Source organism: Rhizobium sp. NZLR1b, assembly GCF_019685155.1.
GTDB lineage: Bacteria > Pseudomonadota > Alphaproteobacteria > Rhizobiales > Rhizobiaceae > Rhizobium.
Genome location: NZ_JABDWC010000034.1, coordinates 1 through 16,741, shown reverse-complemented (window position 1 = coordinate 16,741; position 16,741 = coordinate 1). Strand labels below are relative to the sequence as shown.

Here is a 16,741-nt window from a genome sequence, read left to right as displayed (position 1 = left end):
CGGATGAGGTGTTTTGGGAAGGGTGCCGCCGCGATCGGGGCCGGCGTCAGATCTGTCAGAGAAACCGGCCGTGGCGCTGCAGCACCTCGATCTTATAGCCGTCCGGATCGCTGATGAAGAAGAACAGGCCGAAGAGCTTGCCGTCACGGTTGAGCTCTACCAGTTCGCCCGGCTTCAGCCTCAGTTTCGACAGCCGTTCGCGCTCGACCGCCACCTCTTCGACGGAGATGGCGAGATGGCCATAGCCATTGCCCAGATCGTAGGGCGCGGTCCGGCCCTTGTTGACCGTCAATTCCAGCTCGAAGCCGGTCTCGGCATTGCTCAGATAGATCAACGTGAAGGTGTCGAAATCGACGCGGTCGGCGACCGAAAGGCCGAATGCCTTGCCGTAGAACTCGACCGAGCGCGCCTCGTCGAGAATACGGATCATCGAGTGGATCATCTTCGCCAAGTCTGCCTCCCACTGCACTACAGCGCCGCGCGTCTCTTTAGACGAGCAAAGGACGCTGTAGCACTTTGAATTACTGCATAATTCCTTAAATCGGAATCGATTTAAGGAATTATGCAGTAGTCACGGCAGTCTTGGTACTCGTCCTCTTACGCCGTGCGCAAGCCGATTCTTCGCGTGATCGCCCCTTCGACCATGCCCATGGCGTCATAGATCAGCACCGCCATCAGGCCGACGATCAGCCCGCCCTGCAGGATGAAGGCGGTATTGTCGGAAATCAGCCCGGCGATGATCACCTCGCCGAGGCCCTTTGCCGCAACCGTCGAGCCGATCGTCGCCGTGCCGATATTGATCACGGTCGCGACCTTCAGCCCTTCGAGGATCAGCGGCAGGGCGAGGGGCAGCTCGACGCGGAGCAGCCGCTGGGTGCCGTTCATGCCCATGCCGTCGGCGGCATCGAGAACCTGCGGCGACACCTGCTTCAGGCCGGCGACGGTATTTTCGAAAATCGGCAGCAGGCCGTAGAGAAACAGTGCGATCAGCGTCGGCATGGCGCCGAAGCCGGTGGCGGGAACCGCGAGTGCCAGCACCGCAACCGGCGGAAAGGTCTGCCCGGCATTGGCGATGGCGCGCGACAACGGCAGAAAGTCGGCGCCGCTTTCGCGGGTGACGAAGATGCCGCCGACAACGGCGAGCACCGCGCTGCAGGCGATCGATCCGATGACCAGTTGCAGATGGCCGGCGGCCAGCGAGGCGAGGCTGTTCTGCGTATAGACGGCGGGCGCATTGTTGTTGGTCAGCGGCACGAGTAGGAAGGAAAGCCATTCCGTCCTGAACAGCAGGATGAGCAGCAATACCAGCGCCGCCAGGCGGAAGAGATTGGCGACGATGAGTTTCATGCCTTGCGGCCCAGTTCGAGAAGCCGCGTCATCGAGATCGATCCCACCGGCGCTTTCTCGCCGTCCTGCACCGTCGCCTCGTCGACGCCCTGCCAGATCATTTCGGCCAGCGCGTCGCGCAGGCTGAGCGACTGCGGCAAGGCATAGGCGAGGCCGCTCTTGGCCGGTTCCATGCTCTCCTTCAGCGGCAGCAGCGACATCAGCTTCAGCGCCCGGTCGGAGGTGCCGGTCAATTGCTGAACGAAGGGATCGGCGGGTTCGGTGAGGATCTTTTCCGGCGTCGAGCATTGCAGCAATCTGCCCTCGCTCATCACCGCGATCTGATTGCCGAGATGGAAGGCCTCGTCCATGTCGTGGGTGACGAGAATAACCGTGGTGCCGAACTGCTTCTGGATCGCCAGGAGATCGTCCTGCGCCTTGCCGCGGATGACCGGATCGAGCGCCCCGAACGGTTCGTCCATCAGCAGCAGTTCCGGCTCAGCCGCCAGCGCCCGGGCGACGCCGACGCGCTGCTGCTGCCCGCCGGAGAGCTGGTGCGGATATTTGTCGGCGAAACTCGCCGGATCGAGGTTGAAAAGCCCGAGCAGTTCCTCGACGCGGGCCGCGATCCGGGTCGAATCCCAATCGAGAAGCTGCGGCACCGTGGCGATATTCTGCGCCACGGTGCGGTGTGGAAACAGGCCGTGTCCCTGGATGGCATAGCCGATCCTGCGGCGAAGCTCGGTCACCTCGACGTCAATGACATTCTGCCCGCCGACGAAAATCTCGCCTGCGGTGATCGGCACCAGCCGGTTGATCATCCGCATCAGTGTCGATTTGCCGGAGCCCGAGGTGCCGACGATGACGGTGATCTCACCCTTCTCGACGCGCATCGAGACATTGTCGACGACGGTGGCCGCGCCATAGCGTTTGGTGACGGTCCTGATCTCGATCATGCTCATGCGGCGGATCCCCGGATGCTGTCGATGACCGCATCGAGGATGACGGCCGATGAGAAGGCGAAGAACACGGTCGGCACGGCGCCGAGCAGGACGAGGTCCATGGCCGTCTGGCCGAGCCCCTGGAAGATGAAGATGCCGAAGCCGCCGCCGCCGATCAGCGCCGCGATCGTCACCATGCCGATTGCCTGCACCAGCACGATGCGGATGCCGGTGAGGATGACGGGAAAGGCAAGCGGCATGTCGATGCCGGTGAGGATCTGCCGTTGCGTCAGCCCCATGCCGGCGGCAGCATCCCGCACCGAGGGATCGACGCCCTCGAGGCCGACGACGGTGTTGGCGACGATCGGCAGCAGCGAATAGAGCACCAGCGCGATCAAGGCCGGCGCCGTGCCGATGCCGCGAATGCCGATCGCAGCCGCCAGCGGTACATGGGTGGCGAGATAGCCGAGCGGCAGCATCAGCAGGCCGAACAGTGCGAGGCTCGGGATCGTCTGGATCAAGCTGAGGCCTTGGAGCACGATGGCCCGCAGCTTCGGCACCCAGAAGCACAGGATGCCGAGCGGCAGGCCGAGAATGATGGCGATGGCCAATGAGCCGAAGGCCAGTAGCAGATGCGAGATCGCTTCCGTCTCGAATTGCGGCGCCCGCGTCGAGAATTCCTTCATGATCGACAGGCTGTCGAGCAGGCCGGAGGAAAGCGAGATGAAAAGCAGCGCCGCATAGGCCGCAAGGGCTGCGACCCGCATCCACGGCGCCAGCCGGATCTTCGCCAGCGCATCGGAGATGACGAGCCCGATCACCGCAAACAGCGCCCAGAAACCGCCACCGGGCGTCATCCGCGCCACCGTGCTGCCGGGCGGCGTCGCCGCCGTCGAGACGAGGCCGATCGCAACGATCAGCGCCGCAAGGCAGAGTGTGGCGATGGCAAGCCGGGCAAGGGCGTTGCGCAGCAACAGCGTGGCGACAGCGGTGAGAACGAGCAGGATGGTGAGGATGACGACGGAGGGCTGGGGAAGAAGCTGCGTCAGCAGCATCGGCTTGCCGGCGGCGATGCGGTTCGCCTTGACGTAGATGAAGGGCATCAGTGCCGTCGCCGCGATGCCACCGGCCACCAGAACCACGCCGAGCCGGTCCAGCCTGCGGACCGCTGAGGTTTCTTCCATCAAATCAACCCTGTCTGAGCAATCCCGTCCGGCCAAACCTAGCAGCAGAGAGAGGCTCCGCCCGCAATCGGGCGGAGCGAGTGATGATTACTTCAGGAAGCCTTTTTCCTTGAGATAGGCTTCAGCGACGGACTTTGCCGGCTCGCCGTCGACCTGGATCTTGGCATTGAGCTTGCGCAACTCGTCGGCGGTCAGGCTCTTGAAGATCGGCGAGAGCACTTCCTCGATCTTCGGGTTGGCTTTCAGAACCTCCTCGCGGATGATCGGGGTGGGCGCATAGACCTGCTGCACGTTCTTGTCGTCTTCGAGAACGGTGAGTTCGGCCGCTTCGATCGCGCCATCCGTGCCGTAGACCATGGCGGTGTTGACGCCGTTCGTCTGGTCGGCGGCCGCCTTGATCGTCGCCGCCGTGTCGCCGCCGGACAGAACAACCATTTGGTCAGGCTTCAGCTGGAAGCCGTAGGTCGTCTGGAAGGCGGGAAGCGCGCCGGCCGAATTGACGAATTCGGCTGAGGCGGCAAGCTTGGCGGCACCGCCGCCGGCCACCCATTTGCCGAAGTCCGTAAGGCTCTTCAGCTTGTTCGGTTGGGCAACATCGCTGCGCACGGCGAGCGCCCAGGTGTTGTTGGCCGGCGACGGCGTCAACCAGACGATCTTGTTGGCGTCGTAATCGAGCTTCTTTGCCAGCTCATAACCCTGGTCGATATTTTTCCAGGCGGCGTCATCGGCCTTGTTGAAGAAGAAGCCGGCATTGCCGGTATATTCAGGATAGATGTCGATTTCGCCTGCGGTGATCGCCTTGCGCACGACGGGTGTGGCGCCAAGCGCGATGCGGTCCTGTGTCTTGATGCCGTTGGCTTCGAGCGCGAGCGCAATGACGTTGCCGAGCAGCGTGCCTTCGGTGTCGATCTTCGACGAGACGACGACATCTGCAGCATGAGCCGCACCCGCCGCGAAGGCGGAGAGCGTGACGGCGAGTGCGAGTTTCTTCAGCATGGAATATCCCCTTGGTTGACACCATTAGCACTTTGAATTGCTGCATTATGCAGATGCGCAAGCCCCGGGCGGGGGGTCTGCGCACAGGAAGTCCGCCGGCCAACGCGACGAGATCGCATCATGCCGGAATTGCGTGCGTGATGGAAATAGCGTGCACGCCTGAAAAATCGATGCAAGCCCCCTTTAGTATTTGCGGCCGCGCCACGATTATGGCGGCGAATGTCCCGCCGCGCGCGGAAACGCATTCCCTTTTCCAGGGTCGGCGCGATTTGTTTTTGTCCCCTTGCGTGTTTCCGCGATGTTCCGGTGCTCTGTTGCGGATTTCCGCCGCCCGGATTTTTCTATGCGGAAACGATAGCCCGCCTCTGCGAAAGCAGGGATATCTTTTTTCATGAACACATCATATCGTCCGGTTTTTCCAGCGCTTTCCGGAGGTGGCTCGTTTGCATCTTGGTGCCCTGTTCACCGCTCACCATGTCTTGACCTCCGGTTCGGTGCGCGAGACGGGGCGGCGCTTCCAGCTGTCGCCCTCGACCGTGTCTGCGGCCATCCATCATCTCGAAACCGAGCTGGCGATGAAGCTGACGGAACGCGCCTCCGGCGAGCTGGTAATGCTCATCGCCAGCGGCAGGGTGCTGGAAGGCCTGGCGCCGCTCACCGCTGCGATCGGCGAGCTTGGCCAATTCACCGGCCATGACGCTACGACCACCGACGCCATTGAGGTCACCGATGCCTGGGCATCACGTGTTCCCATCAAGGTCGTCACCATCGAGCGTTTTCTGGAAGTGGCCGACCAGGGCAGCATCAATCGCGCCGCCCGCCGCCTTCGCCTGGGGCAGCCGCAGCTTTCGCTTCAGCTTGCCAATCTTGAGAAATTTTTAGGTCACCGCCTGTTCGAGCGGCAGGCGCAGGGTTCGGTGCTGACGGAGGAGGGCAGGCGCGCCTATCAGATCTTCACGACGATCAGCCAGGCCTGGAACGATCTGAAATCATCGGCCGACGAGCGGTATCGGCGCGCCGCCCGGTCGCTGCGCATCGGCTCGATCATTCCCACCGGATCGGAAAGCTGGGTGGCGCGCTGCCTGGGCTCGCTGGTCTCCGAATGGAATGCGCGCCGCAACAACAATGCGATCTCGCTGGTCTCGATGACCGCCGACGATCTGCGCGAGGCGCTGAAGAGCGGCCGCATCGATGTGGCGATCCTGGATTCGGTCTTCGGCCTTGAAAGCTTCCGCCATCGGGAATTGCTGCAGACCGACATGGTGGTGATCGCGCCGCCGCAAAGCACCGAAACCACCGTCGCCGATCTCGTCGCCGCCCACGCGATCTGCATGCCGAGCCCGCGCACCGGTCTCGGCCACGCGGCCATGGCCTTCAGCGACGAGCGCGCGCCGAACCGGCGCTTGCGCAGCCGGGATATCACCGCCGCGGATTCGCTGCCTGTGATCGTCGACCTCGTCGCCAATCACGGCTACGTCTCCTTCCTCGGCCGGATCAGCGCCATGCCGATCGCCGACAAGGTGCGCATCGTCGATCTCGACGAGCATCTGGCGATGTCCTATCACGTCGCCTTCAACCATCGCAAAGCCGCCGCCGATGCCTGCGCCGTCATCATCGAGGCGGCGGCGCGAATTACGTCTGAAACTGTCGCGCAGGCCATGGTGCGCGACAAAGCCAGGGAGAGCGTAGCGTGACCGTCCTGCTGGAAGTGTGTGTGGATAGCGCTGACGGCCTCGCCGCCGCCGTCGAGGGTGGCGCCGGCCGCATCGAGCTTTGTTCGGCGCTGGAGCTCGGCGGCCTGACGCCGCTGCCGAGCCTGATGCAGATCGCCGCCAGGGCGCCCATTCCTGTCTATGCGATGATCCGCCCGCATGCCGGTCCGTTCATCTTCGACAGGAGAGATGAGGAAGCGATGATGCTCGATATCGATGCCGTGCGCGCCGCAGGTCTTGCCGGCGTCGTCATCGGCGCCAATCGGCCGGACGGCACGCTCGACATGCCGCTGATCCACCGCCTAAAGGCGCATGCCTCAGGCCTCGGTTCGACGCTGCATCGGGCTTTCGATCTGGTGCCGGATGCCGACTATGCGCTGGAACAGGCCGTCGAGCTCGGCTGCGAACGCATCCTGACCTCCGGCTGCGCGCTGAAGGCGGCCGACGGAATCGAAACCCTGAAACGCCTTTCGACCACGGCATCCGGCCGCATATCCATCATGCCCGGCAGTGGCATCCGCCCCGCCAATGTCGGCCAGATATTGCAGGCAACCGGCGCCCGCGAGGTCCACGGTTCCTGCAACTCACCTATGGAAAGCGCCGACCCCCGTGCGGTCGCCTTTGGTTTCGAGGCGAAAAGCGCGAACCGGACGGATACTGCGGTGGTCAGGGAGATGTGCAGGGCGATTGCGGCAATGGAGCGTTAGCGGTTCCGCATCCCGGACGGAAAGCAAAGTGCCTATTATTTTACGCGATTCCCACCCGAAACCGCTCGCGCATTTTGCTGGAATTCCTCCGGACGTCCCGCCTCTTGCCGCACAGGTTTTCCCACTCTCCGTCATACTCGGGCTTGACCCAGGGCTTGACCCGACTATCCACGCCGCAAGCACTCCGCGCGCATGTAACGCGCCGTACCCTAACCACCAACCCTGATCACCGCCTTGATCAGCCCGTTCTTCTCATGCGCCCAGCGACCGAGATCGCGGGGCGTGTCGACGAGCGTTGTGCGGTGGGTGATGAGTTTGTCGACGGGCACGAGGCCTTTGGCGATCGAAGCGGCCACATGTTCGAAATCGGCGCGCGTGGCGTTGCGGCTGCCGATCACCATCATTTCGCGTTTGTGGAATTCCGGGTCGGAAAAGCGGATATCGTCTTTGACGACGCTGACCAGCACCAATGCGCCGCCATGGGCGACGAAGGAGAAGGCTTTTTCCATCGAAGGGCCGTAACCGGTGGCGTCGAAGACCACGTCGAAACCGTCGCCATTGGTTGTTTCGCGCACGGCATCCATTGTCGCCTCGTTGGCGACGATGCCGGAGGTGAAGCCGAAGCGCTCCGAGGCCATCTGCAGCCGCTCAGCGCTGGTGTCGAGCAACGTCACTTCATGGCCGGCAATGCGTGAGAAGATCGCTGCCCCGAGCCCGATCGGCCCGGCGCCGATGACGAGCGCTCGCGCGCCGGCGCCGGTCATCGAGCGGCGCACCGCATGGGCGCCGATCGCCAGAAACTCGACGGTTGCGGCCGCCTCGAGGCTCAGTCCCTTGGCGGCATAGAGGTTGCCCGCCGGAACCGAGATCTCCTCGCAGAAAGCTCCGTCCGTATGGACGCCGAGCACCTTGATATTGGTGCAGCAATTCGGCTTGCCCTGGCGGCAGGCGACACATTGGCCGCAGGACAGATAGGGATTGACGATGACGGGTGTTCCCACAGCCATGTCAACGCCTTCGCCTGCTTCCAGCACCGTCGCCGAGACCTCATGCCCCATCACGCGGGGATATTCGAGGAAAGGATGTTTGCCCTCGAAGATATGATAGTCGGTGCCGCAGATGCCGACATGGCTGACCGCCAGGCGCACCCAGCCAGGCGCCGGTGCCGCAGGCAAAGGACGCTCGACGATCTCGAGCACGCCGGGCTCCCGGCAAACAACTGCTTTCATGACGGGTCTCGCATTCTTGGGAGTTGACGAAGCCGGCCTGTTCGACCGGTTTCTCTTGGCCGCTCAATTGCTCCGGCGGCGGCGCAGTTGGTCGAAGAAGACGATCACGATGATCAGGAGACCGGTGATGATGCGCTGCCAGAAGGAGTTGACGTTCAGAAGGTTGGCGCCGTTGTTGATGGTGGCGAGGATGAAGGCGCCGATCAGCGGGCCGTGTACCGAGCCGACCGCGCCGAACAGGCTGGTGCCGCCGATGACGGAGGAGGCGATCGCCTGCAATTCCCAGCCATCGGCCTGCGTCGCATTGCCGATCGCGATGCGCGAGGCAAGCAGCACGCCGACGAAGGCGGCAAACGAAGCCGAGAGGATATAGGCGAGGTAGATCATGCCCTTGACGTTGACGCCGGAGAGGCGGGCAGCTTCCGCATTCGAGCCGACCGCGAAGAGATAGCGGCCCCAGCGGCTCAGATGCAGGAAGATGAAGGAGGGCACCGCCACCAGGATGACCATCCAGAACAGGCTCGGTATGCTGAACAGGTCGGCGCGGGCGAAATTGCTGAAATTCTCATTGGTGATGTTGATCGTCGAGCCGTTGGTGATCAACAGGCCGATGCCGCGCAGCGACGTCAGCGTTGCCAGCGTGATGATGAACGGCGGCAGGCCCATATGGACGATGCCGAAGCCATGGAAGGCCCCGATCGCCATGCCGATGAGCAGCGTCAGCACGATCGCACCCCAGACCGGCACGCCCGCCTGCAGCAGCCAGGCAATGATGACGGTACAGAAACCGACGATGGCGCCGACCGAAAGATCGATGCCGGCGGTGATGATGACGAAGGTCTGGCCGAGTGCCAGGATCGCCGTCATCGCCCCCTGACGCAGCAGGTTCGAAATGTTGAGCGGCGTCCAGAAGCTCGGGGTAACAACGCCGAGCACGATCCAGAGGAAGATCAAGAGCCCGATCAGCGTCAGGCCGAACAGGATGTTCATTTTCCGGCGCGGCGGCGGCGCGACGATTTCGGTGGGGGTGGCAGTCATGAATTTTCTCCCTCTTAGAGCATTTCCGTTTTCTTCAAACCACGGAAATGCCCTATCTCTTTGTTCTGACGCAATTTCCGGACGCAAAACCGCAACGCAGTTTTGCTGGAACTGCTTGTGCTCAGACGCCGATCGCTTCGCTGAGCACTTCTTCATGCGTCGCCGCGTGGTAATCATGGCTCGCGACGATTTTGCCGCCGCGGAAGACATGCAGCCGGTCGGCCAGTTCGTAGACCTCGGGCAGGTAGGAGGAGATCAGGATGATGCCCGCGCCCTCCTTCAGAAGCTTGGCGAAGAGCCGGTAGATTTCCGCCTTGGTGCCGACGTCGACGCCGACGGTCGGCTCGTCGAAGATGAACAGCCGGGCGCCGTGGCTCAGCCACTTGCCGATGACGATCTTCTGCTGGTTGCCACCCGACATGCTGGAGGCCGGAACACGCCGGCTTGGCGTCTTGATGCTGAGATCGCGGATCTGCTTGTCGGCATTGGCCGATTCGCGCGTGTGGTTGATGACAGGCCCGTGGCTGAGGCGCCCGAACACCGGCAGGTTGATATTGAGGCCGATCGGCAGGTTGAGGCAAAGCCCCTGGTCGCGCCGGCTTTCCGGCGCCAGCGCAATGCCGAGTTCCATCGCCGTGCGTTCGTTGCGGATGTCGACCCGTTTGCCCATCCACTGGATATCGCCTGCCGTTGTCGGCTGGCGGCCATAAAGGCCGAGCGCGAATTCGCTGCGCCCGGCGCCGATCAGGCCGTAGAGCCCGACGATCTGCCCGGCCTTGACGCTGAGCGACACGTCTTCGAAGCCCGGGCCGGAAAGGCCGTTGACGGCAAGGATCGTCTCGCCGATGGCGATCTCTTCCTTGTGGTAGATCTGCTCGATCGAGCGGTTGATCATCAGCGCGATCAGTTCGGCATCGTTGGTCTCTCCGATCAGCCGCGTGCCGACATGCGTGCCGTCGCGCAGCACCGAGACACGGTCGGCAAGCTCGAAGACTTCCTCCATGCGATGGCTGATATAGACGATGGTGACGCCTTCGCCCTGCAGGCGGCGGATCAGCTTGAACAGCTGCGCCGATTCCTGGCGCGTCAGATAGGCTGTGGGTTCGTCGAAGATCAGAAACTGCGTGCCGCGCATGGCGGCGCGCGCCGTCGCGACCAGCTGCTGCTGGCCGATCGTCAGCGAGCTGAGCAGCGCGCCGGCCGGCAGGCCGAAGCCGAGATCGTCGAGCACGGCCTGCGCCAACTTCTGCATCTGCTTCTTGCGCATCAGGCCGTAGCGGTTGACTTCGTCACCGAGGAAAAGGTTGGCGGCGACCGTCAGGTGCCGGCAGAGCACGACTTCCTGGTGCACGGCGTTGATGCCGCGGGCGATTGCCTCGTTTGGCGTCGACAGGCCCACAGGCTGGCCGCACCACAGCACTTCGCCGGCCGTACGGGTAATGACGCCGGTCAGCAATTTGATCAGGGTGGATTTGCCGGCGCCGTTTTCGCCGACGATGGCGTGGATTTCACCGGCAAGAAAGGTCAGCGTCGCCGGCTTCAGCGCCTGCACATGACCGTAATTCTTCTGCAGGCCCTTGAGTTCGAGGATAGGCGATCCGGCGGGAATTCGATTGGCTTCTTTCAGCGTGGCGCTGTCATCGTGGCGATGACTGACCTCTTCCAGTCCGATCATGGACCTCTCCTCCTTGTGTCACGTCTGCTCTCCATCCCCTGGTAACCATAGCATGGCCCCTGGTAACCATAACATGGATGGAAAAAGCCGCGCCGGTTTTTGAAGCCGGCGCGGCCTGTCTGTCTTGCTTACTTGATCTTCGGGTTCAGCAGCGCGTCGATCTTCGGATCGGCCATATTCGCCTTGGTGACGAGGTTGGCGCCGGTGTCGACATTGGCTTCGACCTTCTCGCCCTTGGAGACGGCAAGCGCGGTCTTCACGCCGTCATAACCCATGCGGTAGGGGTCCTGAACGACGAGGCCGGCAATGGCGCCGTCCTTGAGGAAGCCGACGGTCTTGTCGTCGCTGTCGAAGCCGATGACCTTGATCTTGTCGCCGAGCTTGTTTTCGGCGATCGCCTGACCGACGCCCTGCGCCAGGATCAGGTTCGAGGCGAAGACGCCGACGAGCTTCGGGTTAGCCGTGATCAGGTCGGTCATCATGTTGAGGCCGGTCGTTGCCTGGCCGTCGCCGTACTTGTCGGCAATGACCTTCAGGCCCGGATGCTTGGTCTTCACCTGATCCAGGAAGCCTTCGCGGCGCTGCTCGAGCGAGCCGACGCCGGGAAGGTTGGTAAGAATGACGATTTCACCCTCTTCCTTGCCGGTCATGCCCTTGATGGCGGCTGCCAGGCCATCGGCGGCGATACGGCCGCCCTGAACGTTGTCGGTCGTCAGGAACGACTTGAACGCCTTGGAGTCGGCACCCGAGTCGATGCCGATGATCGGAACCGACTTGGCGGCTTCATCGATCGGCTTGCCAAGCGCCTTGAATTCGGTCGGCGAAATGACGACGGCGGCCGGCTTGCCGGCAACGGCGTTCTCAAGAATGCTGATCTGGCCGTTGACGTCGGACTCAGCCTGGGCACCGAGTTCCGGCACCTTGACGCCGAGATCCTGGCCTGCCTTGCGGGCGCCGGCCAGAACGATCTGCCAGTAGAAGGACGTCGTGTCCTTGACGATGATCGGGATCGTCACGTCGGCGGCAAAGGACGTAACCGGCATCGCCGTGGCGATAACGGCAGCGCCGGCAAGCGCCGTAAAGGCGCGACGGGACAGAAGGGATTTCACGATAGTCATAAGGGTTCTCCTCTCAAGATGCGTTCTCCTCCGAATAAATCGGCCGCTGAACGCAGGCGGACGATTTTTATCGATAAAAAACATTTGCAGGGAGAAGCTAGCCGAGGCGCAATCAAATTGCAAGAGCGTCAAACTGGCTTTTTTGCTTTGGTAAATTCCCCCCAAGCAACTGATTTTATTCCAATACCACGATAACCTAAAATAGGTATCAGTCCAGATCGACCTCATGCGGATGCACGACGCCCTTTTTCAAAATCAGGTTTCCGTACAGCCGGAATTCCGTCGTCGCGACGATATAGGTGGCCTTGCGGGCCATCGCGTAGAAGGCGAAACGCTCCACCGGTACGATCGGAAAATCGCCGGCGCGCCTGGCAACGATCTGCTGGAACTCGGCGCAGACCTCCGGCACGGCGTGCGGGTCGCCGACCACCTCCATCCGCCACGCCGCTTCCGGCACGAAGGTGTCGAGCGGCATGTGGGCGAGGATCGCTTCGGCCATATCAGTGGCGCTGACGCCGTCGGCGCGAATGACAGGCGGGCCCATCGAGCCCGAGGGGAAATTGGCGTCCGATATGACGATGTCGTCGCCATGTCCCATGGTCTTCAGCGCGTGAAGCAGGTCGGGGCCGAGCAGCGGATGAATACCCTTGAGCATAGTGTCTCCTCAGACGCGGACAGCTTCGGCGCCGAGCGGCGGCGCGACCAGCGTATAGGGTTCGAATTCGGCATAGATCTCATCGGCAAGCCGCGGTTCGACGATTTCCATGTTGCGGATCAGGCTCGACGGCTTGGCGGTACCCATCAGCACCGATGCGACGATCGGTTCGAGCAGCGGAAACTGCAGGGCGGGCGCTGCCAGCGGCACGCCGTGGCGCTTGGCGATCGCTTCCATGGCGCCGACCTTGGCAAGCACGTCGTCATCTGCCGGCATATAGTCGAAATGCGCGCCCGGCACCGGACCGGTGGCGAGAATGCCGGAATTGAAGACGCCGCCGACGACCAGCGACGTGCCCTTCTGCCGGCAGAGCGGCAAGAGTTCGGCGACCGCCGAACGGTCGAGCAGCGTGTAGCGGCCGGCCATCAGGATGCAGTCGAGATCGGCGTTGCGCATGACGTCGAGGCAGACGGGCACTTCGTTGACACCGAGGCCGAAGGCCGAGATCGCGCCTGAGGAGCGCAGTTCTTCCAGCGCCTTGATGCCGGAATCGAGAAGCTGCTTCTGGTAGACGGCGTTCTTCGCCGCGCCATGTGTATAGACGCCGATATCGTGCACATAGAGAATATCGATGCGGTTGAGGCCGAGGCGGGCATAGCTGAACTCGACCGAGCGCATGATGCCGTCATAGGAATAGTCGTAATCGGCATCGAAAGAGAGCGGATCGACATAGCTGTAATCGGGCACGGTTCCGGTCGGCACCGGCCGAAGCAGCCGGCCGACCTTGGTGGACAGCACGTAACTGCCGTCCGGCTGGTCGCGCAGGAAATCGCCGACCCGGCGTTCGGCAAGGCCGAGCCCATACCAGGGCGCCACGTCGAAATAGCGGATGCCGCTGTCCCAGGCCGCCTGCAGCGTTTCCATGGCTACCTCGCGCGGGCAGACGCGGTAAAGACCGCCGAGCGCTGCCGCGCCGAAACTGATTTCGGTCACCTCGAGCTTGGTCTTGCCGATCCGTCTCGTCTTCATCATGCCTCCTCGCCAAGTCTTGGGATTCCAGAGCAATTCCAGGAAAAGTGCGAAGCGGTTTTCCGTCCGGAATTTGCATAAAACAAAGGATTAGAGCGTCGCGCCCAGATGCCACGGCACGAATTCATTGTCGCCGTAGCCGAAGAGTTCGCTCTTGGTCTTCTTGCCGGAGGCCGTGTCGACGATGAGCTCGAAGATCTCGCGGCCCTTGCCGCTGATCGTCGCGTCGCCGGTGGCGATCGTGCCGCAATCGATGTCCATGTCCTCTTCCATCGAGGCGTAGAGCGCCGAATTGCTGGAAAGCTTCAGCGATGGCGCCGGCCGGCAGCCGAAGCAGCTGCCGCGGCCCGTGGTAAAGGCGATCATATTCGCCCCGCCCGCCACCTGGCCGGTCGCCGAAACCGGGTCGTAGCCGGGTGTGTCCATGAAGACGAGGCCGGGGGCGGTGACTCGCTCGGCATAACCGTAGACTGCCGTCAGCGGCGAGCGCCCACCCTTGGCAACCGCGCCGAGCGATTTTTCCAGGATGGTGGTGAGGCCGCCGCGCTTGTTGCCGGGCGAGGGGTTGTTGTCGAGCGAGGCGCCGTGCAGAGCGACGTAATCCTCCCACCAGGCGATTTTCTCGTCGAGCTTGTTGGCCACATCGTCGCTGACGGCGCGGCTGCGCAGCAGGTGTTCGGCGCCATAGATTTCCGAGGTCTCGGACAGGATCGCCGTGCCGCCGGCCGCCGCCAGGAGATCGGCCGCGACACCAAGCGCCGGATTGGCGGTGATCCCGGAAAAGCCGTCCGAGCCGCCGCACTGCAGGCCGATGATGATCTCGCCGATCGACATCGGCACACGCGTTTCCTTGCCGACATCGGCGGCGATTTCGCGCAGCATGCCCATGGCGCGCTCGACCGCGCGGCGTGAGCCGCCGGCATCCTGAATGTTGAAATGCCGCTTCGAGGCGCCGGCGCCGCTCTGGCCGTAGAGCGTCAGCTGGTTGACTTCGCAGCCGAGGCCGATCATCAGCACGCCGCCGAAATTGACATGCCTGGTATAGCCGGCAAGCGTGCGGTGCAGCACGTTCATGCCGTCGCCGGTCGAGCTCATGCCGCAGCCCTGGTCGTGCACGATCGGCACGAAACCGTCGATGCCTTCGTAATGCGGCAGAATCGTCCGATTGGCCTCGTCGGCGATCGCCCGGCAGACCGTGGTGGAACAGTTCACGCTGGCGATGATGCCGATATAGTTGCGGGTGGCAGCCCGCCCATCGGCACGGCGATAGCCCATGAAGGTGCGCGCCCTGTCCTCGCTCGTCGCCATTTCCGGTGCCGAATTGGCAGTCGCCGCCAGCCGGTCGTTTTCAAAATGCAGGTTGTGGCTGTGCACATGGTCGCCGGCCTTGACGTCGGCCGTCGTGCGGCCGATCGCCTGTCCATATTTCACCACGGCGGCGCCGAGCGGAATATCGGCGATCGCCACCTTGTGGCCGGGATCGATTTTTTCACGGGTTTCAATGCCGGCAACCGTCGAACCCGGCGCGATGGCCGCCGTTGCGACCGCGACATTGTCACCGGCCGACAGGATGATCCAAGGCAGTTTGTCCAAGTCTCTTCTCCCCAGAGCGTGATGCCGAAAAGCGTGAGTGGTTTTCGGACGACATCATGCTCCAACTATCGAATTTAGGAAACGCTCGCTGCATCGGCGAATGCGCATTGATTTTGTTTTTTATCTACAATAAACATTTTCAAGTCAACGGGAATATTGATCCTGTGGACGAGGGAGGCAATGAGCCGCAGGCGACCGGAAATAAGCTAAAAGGTCGTTTGAACAAGCCCCGGTCGGGCGCCGTCCTGCTTTCAAGCGAGGGCGGCAAAGCTGACACGAGGGCGGAAAGCGGGGTCTGGTGGCAAGGCAGAATACGGTCTTCAAGGAAGCCTACAACAGGTATGCCGTGGCCCTGCGCACGGATACCGCGCTGCCCTCGGAACCCGAGATCGCCGCCCAGCTCGGCGTCAGCCGCTCGACGGCGCGCGCCATCCTCACCCGTCTCAGCGAGGAAGGCATCATCCGCTGGAACAAGCGCCAGAAGACCGTGCTGCGCCAACCCACCGACCGCGACCTTTTTCCCTCGGAGGAAACCGACTCCCTGCATGATATCATCGAGCGCAGCTTCATGCAGCGCATCCTCGCCGATGATGCAGCCCCCGGCATGCAGATCAACGAGCTAGAGCTTGCCCGCGAGATCGGCACCGGCACAACAAGCGTGCGCGAATTCCTGATCCGCTTCTCCCGCTTCGGCCTGATCGAGAAACGGCCGAACAGCCACTGGACGCTCAAGGGTTTTACCCGCGAATTCGCCCTCGAACTTGCCGATGTGCGCGAGATGTTCGAGCTGCATTCCGCCGCCGAATTCGGCCGGCTTGCCAGGGATAGCCAGGCCTGGGCCGATCTCGCCGCCATCCGCGACGACCATCACGCCATGCTTGCCGACATCAACCAGCGCTACAGGGATTTCTCCGTTCTCGACGAGCGCTTCCACCTGTTGATCCACCGCGCCTCGAAGAACCGCTTCATCGCCGATTTCTACGACGCCATCGCCATCGTCTTCCATTATCACTACCAATGGAACAAGACCGCTGCCCGCGAGCGCAACGAGCGCGCCATCCACGAACATCTGGATTATATCGCAGCGCTTGAATCCGGCGACCAGGCGGCGATCGAAACCGCCTGCCGCATCCACCTGCGCTCCGCCCGCCAGACCCTGCTGCAATCCCTGCCGCAGATGGCGACGGAGAGCAGCTGAGCGTAAGCGAAAATCGACAAAGGTCGTGCCGTGCAGCCCCCTCATCCGACCCTTCGGGCCACCTTCTCCCCGAGGGGAGAAGAGGGAGAATGACGCTTCGCCATCGATCCCAATGGATGGAGTGCCTTTGAACGGGCGGCTTCATTTGGGCAGTGTCGGCGCGCCTCGCTCCCCTCTTCTCCCCGGCGGGGAGAAGGTGGCCCGCAGGGTCGGATGAGCGACTATCTGGGCTGTCAAGTTGCATGTTCGAATTCTCTTCGCGCATCTCGTGCTTTTGCATTGAGAATGACCAGGAGTTTTCGGGCGAGCGCGATGCGGATGACCATTTTCGGTTTGCCCT

At 62.6% G+C, this 16,741-nt stretch carries 16 protein-coding genes and 1 pseudogene; 3 read left to right on the top strand and 14 right to left on the bottom strand.

Annotated features, from left to right (window positions below; genetic code table 11):
* Positions 1 to 55: 55 nt before the first annotated feature.
* The 6 genes from HJB84_RS30770 to HJB84_RS30745 all read right to left on the bottom strand — a co-directional run bounded on the left by HJB84_RS30770 (position 56) and on the right by HJB84_RS30745 (position 4,840).
* Positions 56 to 451, bottom strand: a complete 396-nt coding sequence (locus tag HJB84_RS30770) for a VOC family protein (RefSeq protein ID WP_207582752.1) — start codon at positions 449 to 451, stop codon at positions 56 to 58.
* A 146-nt stretch (positions 452 to 597) separates the two neighbouring features.
* Positions 598 to 1,347 carry an ABC transporter permease gene (locus HJB84_RS30765; RefSeq protein ID WP_207582753.1) on the bottom strand — a complete coding sequence of 250 codons (750 nt, stop codon included), beginning with the start codon at positions 1,345 to 1,347 and terminating at the stop codon, positions 598 to 600.
* Complete coding sequence (locus HJB84_RS30760) at positions 1,344 to 2,288, bottom strand: ABC transporter ATP-binding protein (protein WP_221117768.1); 945 nt, start codon at positions 2,286 to 2,288, stop codon at positions 1,344 to 1,346. The genes HJB84_RS30765 and HJB84_RS30760 overlap by 4 nt, the downstream gene beginning before the upstream one ends.
* Positions 2,285 to 3,451 carry an ABC transporter permease gene (locus tag HJB84_RS30755; RefSeq protein WP_207582755.1) on the bottom strand — a complete coding sequence of 389 codons (1,167 nt, stop codon included), beginning with the start codon at positions 3,449 to 3,451 and terminating at the stop codon, positions 2,285 to 2,287. The genes HJB84_RS30760 and HJB84_RS30755 overlap by 4 nt, the downstream gene beginning before the upstream one ends.
* Positions 3,452 to 3,538: 87 nt before the next feature.
* Positions 3,539 to 4,447 (bottom strand): ABC transporter substrate-binding protein, encoded by a 909-nt coding sequence (locus tag HJB84_RS30750; protein WP_007633609.1) that lies wholly within the window; start codon positions 4,445 to 4,447, stop codon positions 3,539 to 3,541.
* Positions 4,448 to 4,654: 207 nt separating this feature from the next.
* Positions 4,655 to 4,840: an acetyltransferase gene (locus HJB84_RS30745; protein WP_246762712.1), complete on the bottom strand. Its 186-nt coding sequence runs from the start codon at positions 4,838 to 4,840 to the stop codon at positions 4,655 to 4,657.
* A 50-nt stretch (positions 4,841 to 4,890) separates the two neighbouring features.
* Here HJB84_RS30745 and HJB84_RS30740 point away from each other — a divergent pair, with 50 nt between their 5' ends.
* Positions 4,891 to 6,141 (top strand): LysR family transcriptional regulator, encoded by a 1,251-nt coding sequence (locus HJB84_RS30740; protein WP_221117767.1) that lies wholly within the window; start codon positions 4,891 to 4,893, stop codon positions 6,139 to 6,141.
* Positions 6,138 to 6,866, top strand: a complete 729-nt coding sequence (locus HJB84_RS30735; RefSeq protein ID WP_221117766.1) for a copper homeostasis protein CutC — start codon at positions 6,138 to 6,140, stop codon at positions 6,864 to 6,866. The genes HJB84_RS30740 and HJB84_RS30735 overlap by 4 nt, the downstream gene beginning before the upstream one ends.
* A 209-nt stretch (positions 6,867 to 7,075) precedes the next feature.
* On the opposite strand, the gene HJB84_RS30730 is transcribed toward HJB84_RS30735, so the two are convergent.
* The 7 genes from HJB84_RS30730 to HJB84_RS30700 all read right to left on the bottom strand — a co-directional run bounded on the left by HJB84_RS30730 (position 7,076) and on the right by HJB84_RS30700 (position 15,203).
* Positions 7,076 to 8,095: a zinc-binding alcohol dehydrogenase family protein gene (locus HJB84_RS30730; protein ID WP_221117765.1), complete on the bottom strand. Its 1,020-nt coding sequence runs from the start codon at positions 8,093 to 8,095 to the stop codon at positions 7,076 to 7,078.
* A 63-nt stretch (positions 8,096 to 8,158) separates the two neighbouring features.
* Positions 8,159 to 9,133 carry an ABC transporter permease gene (locus tag HJB84_RS30725; protein WP_207582760.1) on the bottom strand — a complete coding sequence of 325 codons (975 nt, stop codon included), beginning with the start codon at positions 9,131 to 9,133 and terminating at the stop codon, positions 8,159 to 8,161.
* Positions 9,134 to 9,254: 121 nt separating this feature from the next.
* The gene (locus HJB84_RS30720; protein ID WP_207582761.1) at positions 9,255 to 10,808 is read right to left on the bottom strand and encodes a sugar ABC transporter ATP-binding protein; all 1,554 of its coding nucleotides are present in this window, start codon (positions 10,806 to 10,808) and stop codon (positions 9,255 to 9,257) included.
* 128 nt (positions 10,809 to 10,936) lie between these two features.
* The gene (locus HJB84_RS30715) at positions 10,937 to 11,926 is read right to left on the bottom strand and encodes an ABC transporter substrate-binding protein (protein WP_207582762.1); all 990 of its coding nucleotides are present in this window, start codon (positions 11,924 to 11,926) and stop codon (positions 10,937 to 10,939) included.
* Between the two features lie 208 nt (positions 11,927 to 12,134).
* The gene (locus tag HJB84_RS30710; protein ID WP_207582763.1) at positions 12,135 to 12,581 is read right to left on the bottom strand and encodes an RbsD/FucU family protein; all 447 of its coding nucleotides are present in this window, start codon (positions 12,579 to 12,581) and stop codon (positions 12,135 to 12,137) included.
* Positions 12,582 to 12,590: 9 nt separating this feature from the next.
* A complete protein-coding gene (locus HJB84_RS30705) occupies positions 12,591 to 13,610 on the bottom strand; it encodes an aldo/keto reductase (RefSeq protein ID WP_221117764.1) in 1,020 nt (339 codons plus the stop codon).
* A 90-nt stretch (positions 13,611 to 13,700) separates the two neighbouring features.
* Positions 13,701 to 15,203 carry a UxaA family hydrolase gene (locus HJB84_RS30700; protein ID WP_221117763.1) on the bottom strand — a complete coding sequence of 501 codons (1,503 nt, stop codon included), beginning with the start codon at positions 15,201 to 15,203 and terminating at the stop codon, positions 13,701 to 13,703.
* Positions 15,204 to 15,501: 298 nt separating this feature from the next.
* Between HJB84_RS30700 and HJB84_RS30695 the strand changes: the two genes are divergently transcribed.
* Positions 15,502 to 16,401, top strand: a complete 900-nt coding sequence (locus HJB84_RS30695) for a GntR family transcriptional regulator (protein ID WP_207582766.1) — start codon at positions 15,502 to 15,504, stop codon at positions 16,399 to 16,401.
* Positions 16,402 to 16,634: 233 nt separating this feature from the next.
* Here HJB84_RS30695 and HJB84_RS30690 read toward each other — a convergent pair.
* Positions 16,635 to 16,741 (bottom strand): annotated as a pseudogene (locus HJB84_RS30690) (IS110 family transposase); the annotation flags it as partial.

What these genes read in the sequence shown, in the direction of transcription:
- HJB84_RS30765 (WP_207582753.1), bottom strand. Translation starts at nt 1,347, where the DNA reads ATGAAACTCATCGTCGCCAATCTCTTCCGCCTGGCGGCGCTGGTATTG.
- HJB84_RS30760 (WP_221117768.1), bottom strand. Translation starts at nt 2,288, where the DNA reads ATGAGCATGATCGAGATCAGGACCGTCACCAAACGCTATGGCGCGGCC.
- HJB84_RS30755 (WP_207582755.1), bottom strand. Translation starts at nt 3,451, where the DNA reads ATGGAAGAAACCTCAGCGGTCCGCAGGCTGGACCGGCTCGGCGTGGTT.
- HJB84_RS30750 (WP_007633609.1), bottom strand. Translation starts at nt 4,447, where the DNA reads ATGCTGAAGAAACTCGCACTCGCCGTCACGCTCTCCGCCTTCGCGGCG.
- HJB84_RS30745 (WP_246762712.1), bottom strand. Translation starts at nt 4,840, where the DNA reads ATGAAAAAAGATATCCCTGCTTTCGCAGAGGCGGGCTATCGTTTCCGC.
- HJB84_RS30730 (WP_221117765.1), bottom strand. Translation starts at nt 8,095, where the DNA reads ATGAAAGCAGTTGTTTGCCGGGAGCCCGGCGTGCTCGAGATCGTCGAG.
- HJB84_RS30725 (WP_207582760.1), bottom strand. Translation starts at nt 9,133, where the DNA reads ATGACTGCCACCCCCACCGAAATCGTCGCGCCGCCGCCGCGCCGGAAA.
- HJB84_RS30720 (WP_207582761.1), bottom strand. Translation starts at nt 10,808, where the DNA reads ATGATCGGACTGGAAGAGGTCAGTCATCGCCACGATGACAGCGCCACG.
- HJB84_RS30715 (WP_207582762.1), bottom strand. Translation starts at nt 11,926, where the DNA reads ATGACTATCGTGAAATCCCTTCTGTCCCGTCGCGCCTTTACGGCGCTT.
- HJB84_RS30710 (WP_207582763.1), bottom strand. Translation starts at nt 12,581, where the DNA reads ATGCTCAAGGGTATTCATCCGCTGCTCGGCCCCGACCTGCTTCACGCG.
- HJB84_RS30705 (WP_221117764.1), bottom strand. Translation starts at nt 13,610, where the DNA reads ATGAAGACGAGACGGATCGGCAAGACCAAGCTCGAGGTGACCGAAATC.